Source organism: uncultured Rikenella sp., assembly GCF_910579375.1.
Taxonomy (GTDB): domain Bacteria; phylum Bacteroidota; class Bacteroidia; order Bacteroidales; family Rikenellaceae; genus Rikenella.
Map to the genome: position 1 here is coordinate 1 of NZ_CAJTUJ010000185.1, position 3,660 is coordinate 3,660.

General features: G+C 59.5%; 3 protein-coding genes. 1 reads left to right on the forward strand and 2 read right to left on the reverse strand.

Translation table 11 applies throughout. The features are described from left to right. Positions 1-316: 316 nt before the first annotated feature. Positions 317-1,810 (reverse strand): 2-isopropylmalate synthase, encoded by a 1,494-nt coding sequence (locus QZ302_RS09385; RefSeq protein ID WP_294594762.1) that lies wholly within the window; start codon positions 1,808-1,810, stop codon positions 317-319. Between the two features lie 125 nt (positions 1,811-1,935). After that, positions 1,936-3,255 (reverse strand): MATE family efflux transporter, encoded by a 1,320-nt coding sequence (locus QZ302_RS09390; RefSeq protein WP_294594763.1) that lies wholly within the window; start codon positions 3,253-3,255, stop codon positions 1,936-1,938. A 102-nt stretch (positions 3,256-3,357) separates the two neighbouring features. Between QZ302_RS09390 and QZ302_RS09395 the strand changes: the two genes are divergently transcribed. Beyond that, positions 3,358-3,510, forward strand: a complete 153-nt coding sequence (locus tag QZ302_RS09395) for a hypothetical protein (RefSeq protein WP_294594764.1) — start codon at positions 3,358-3,360, stop codon at positions 3,508-3,510. Positions 3,511-3,660: the final 150 nt, after the last annotated feature.

The following is a 3,660-nucleotide window of genomic DNA, read 5'->3' on the forward strand; positions in this document are numbered from 1 at the left end:
AACGTGCCAGCACATTTTGACGATTTCCCTTTTAAGGCGACGGCGCGCGGTCGAGCTTTGACCCGCCTAAAACTGGCCTCGGGCCGGCCGGGCCCCACGTCCCGTGGACGGGAAATGCTGGCGCATTTCAACTGGCAGCCTCTGCCCCCGTTCTCTGTCCGCGCGCCCGCCTCAAACTGTTCCTTTTGGCTTCGCGTTGCCTTCGGCTCTCGCTGGCAGCGTCGGTTGTGAACAAAAAGGAACCGAAAAAACTTTAGAGCGCATCCCTACGGGATGCTCTGGCCGGATCTACCCAAATAAACCCACCCCGAAAGCCCTACGCGAGCGCTTTGTTCACCCCGTCGATATAGGCCTCGACCGCGGCGCGCGTGATGTCGGCATGAATAGCGAACCCGTGCACCGCCACATCGCCGTAAACCAGCTGCATGTGCACCCGCCCCAAATCGTTGGAACCTTTGGTCATAGCCTGAATCAGGAACTCCTGCAAGGTAATCTTGTCCTTGATGATCGTCCGGATGGCGTTGATCGAGGCATCGATCGGTCCGTTTCCCGTCGCCGTGGCGGTCACCTCGCTCCCGCCCACCCGCACCCGCACGGTAGCGGTCGGAACCAAAGTCCCTGAGAGCACCTGTAAGTAGGTCAGTTCGATATGTCGGTCGCGTTTCTTTGTTCCGCCCACCAGCGGCAGCAGATCTTCGTCCTGGATATTCTTGTTGTTGTCCGCCAGCACGAGGAACTCTTCATACGCCCGCGCCAATTCGTCCCCCTCCAGCAGGTACCCCATCTGTTCCAGCCGGTGCTTCAGTGCGGCCCGACCGCTGCGCGCCGTCAGCACGATGGCGTTGTCCGACAGCCCCACATCCTCGGGGTTCATGATTTCATAGCTCTCTCTGTTTTTGAGCACCCCATCCTGGTGAATTCCCGACGAGTGGGCAAAAGCGTTCCGCCCGACCACCGCCTTGTTGGCCTGCACGGGCATGTTCATCAGACTGGAAATCATCCGGCTGGTCGCCGTAATCCGTTTCGTGTCGATATCGGTGTCGATGCCCAGCTCGCGATGGCACCGCAGGGCCATCACAACCTCTTCCAACGCTGTATTCCCGGCCCGTTCGCCGATGCCGTTGATGGTACACTCCACTTGCCGCGCCCCCGCCGCAATCCCGGCCAGCGAATTGGCCGTCGCCATCCCCAAATCGTTATGGCAGTGGGTCGAAAGAATCGCGCGGTGCACGCCGTCCACATGTTCCATCAGGTAAGCGATCTTGGCGGCATACTCCGCCGGCAGGCAATAGCCTGTCGTATCGGGAATATTGACCACGGTCGCCCCCGCCTTAATGACCGCCTCGACCACGCGGGCCAGATACTCGTTATCCGACCGCCCCGCATCCTCGGCATAAAACTCGACATCTTCGACAAACCGTTTGGCATATTTCACGGCCGCCACAGCCCGCTCCAGCACCTCCTCGCGGGTGGAGTTGAATTTATACCGGATATGTTCGTCGGAGGTTCCGATCCCGGTGTGAATCCGACCGCGACGCGCATATTTCAAAGCATCGGCCGCCACTTCGATATCCTTTTCGACAGCCCGCGTCAGGGCACAGATCGTAGGCTGGGTCACCGCCCGCGAAATCTCGCGCACGGAGTTGAAGTCGCCCGGGCTCGACACCGGAAAACCGGCCTCCAGCACATCGACTCCGAGCAGTTCGAGCTGACGCGCCACTTCGATCTTTTCGACCGTATTGAGCTGACATCCGGGCACTTGCTCGCCGTCGCGCAACGTGGTGTCGAAGACATATAATTTATCTGCCATACGAATTTTTCATTTTTGGTGCACGTAAAAGTACTCCACAACGACCCGTGGGCAGCAGCAGCAAAATAGCTTTTTACGAAGACAAACCCCGGAAAGTTAGTCTTAAAAAACTGAAAAATAAAATCTTACGGTTTATTTCCAGCCGGAAACCAACTAAAAATTCGGCGACTGAAGAAAACCCCTTGAAGCGCGCCGCGAAGAAAAAGATAACTCAGAAAGGCGATCCACAACCCGGCATTCCCCATCCGGGATTCCAGCAGGAAATAGAGACCGAAAAAGACGCCGGTGGCTACGAACATGGCGTTGCGCATCACCCAGGTCGCGGTCATCCCGACCAGCACGCCGTCCAGAATAAAGGCCAGGAATCCGCACACGGGCACGCACACGGCCCATACGGCATACGCCCGGGCGGCTGCAAGGATAGCCGGGCTGTCGGTAAAAAGGGACAGTATCGACTGGCCGATGGTCGCATAAAGCAGCGTAAAGAGCAGCATCACGCCTGTCCCCCAGCCCAATAAACCGCGTATGGCTCGACGCACCTGGGAGAGATTGCGGGCTCCGTAGTAGCGTCCGGCAAGGGCTTCGCCGGCGTAGGCGAAACCGTCCATCAGGTAAGAAAACAGGGTGAAGAGCTGCAAAAGCAGGGTATTGACAGCCAGCAGGGTATCTCCCATTCGGGTGGAGGCGACGGTAAAGTAGGTGAAGACGGCGACGAGGCAAACGGTGCGCAGAAAGATGTCGCGGTTCACGCGGAAGAATCGCCGCATGACGTTCCATTTCAGCATGCCGCTCTGTCGAACGAGGTTGCGGTCGAAAAAGCGACCGTAGTAGCGCCGAATAACGAAGAGGGCGGCAAGCACGCCGCTCCACTGGGCGACGACGGTGCCGAGCGCAACGCCTTCGATGCCCATGCCGCCGAGTCGGACGGCGGCCAGACTGGCGCCGATGTTCATGAGGTTGATGCCGATGGCGATCCACATGGGGGCGCGGGCGTTCTGCATGCCGATGAACCAGCCTGTCAGGGCATACAAGGCCAAGGTAGCGGGGGCGGCCCAGATCCGAACGAGGAAGTAGCGGCGGGCGGCTTGTTCCACGGCTTCGCTGCCTTCCATGACGTACATCGCGCCGCGCAGGATGGGCTGTTGCAGGGCCCAGAGCAGCAAGGCGACGGTGCCGGCTACGCACAAGGCGCGCACGAGCACTCGGGCGGCTTCGCGAAAGTCGCGGGCGCCATAGGCTTGGGCGGTCAGGCCGCTGGTGCCCATCCGCAGGAAGCTAAAGTTCCAATAAAGGAAGTTGAAGAGGGTGCCGCCGACGGCGATTCCGCCGATCAGGGCGTCGTCGCCCAAACGCCCGACGATGCCCAGATCGACCATCCCCAAGAGGGGAACGGTCACGTTGGAGACGATGTTCGGGATAGCTAAGGCTAAGATTTTCCGATTCACGAGGGTTTATCCTATCATTCGTTCCGGAAGGCTGAGACGCCTGTCGGGGTCTTTTCCGCCGCCCCGGGCTACCGCGATTTCGGTCGCACGGACTATGAGGGCGTGGTCAGGAACGTTGGCAATAGCGGATTCTGCTGGTCTTCAACAACGAGAGACATCGGTGGACTGGACTCACATTTCCATTCGCAAGGCTTCAACGCCAGCTATTCGGACTACCGAGCACACGGTTTTCAGTTGCGTTGCCTCTCGGAATAAACGCCGCGGGCCCGCGGGAGCAATGGGCTGGAACTACCCTAAGTAACTGGCCCCTCTATCCTATTTTATTGCGACTTTGGCGGCCGGAGCCAGCGTGGGCGCAACGAGCTCTGCGAGATTGCGGCCCTACGCCGGGGGTGGCTCCGGCCC

Excerpts from the sequence above, each read along its gene's own strand:
- QZ302_RS09385 (WP_294594762.1), bottom strand. The coding sequence starts at position 1,810 with ATGGCAGATAAATTATATGTCTTCGACACCACGTTGCGCGACGGCGAG.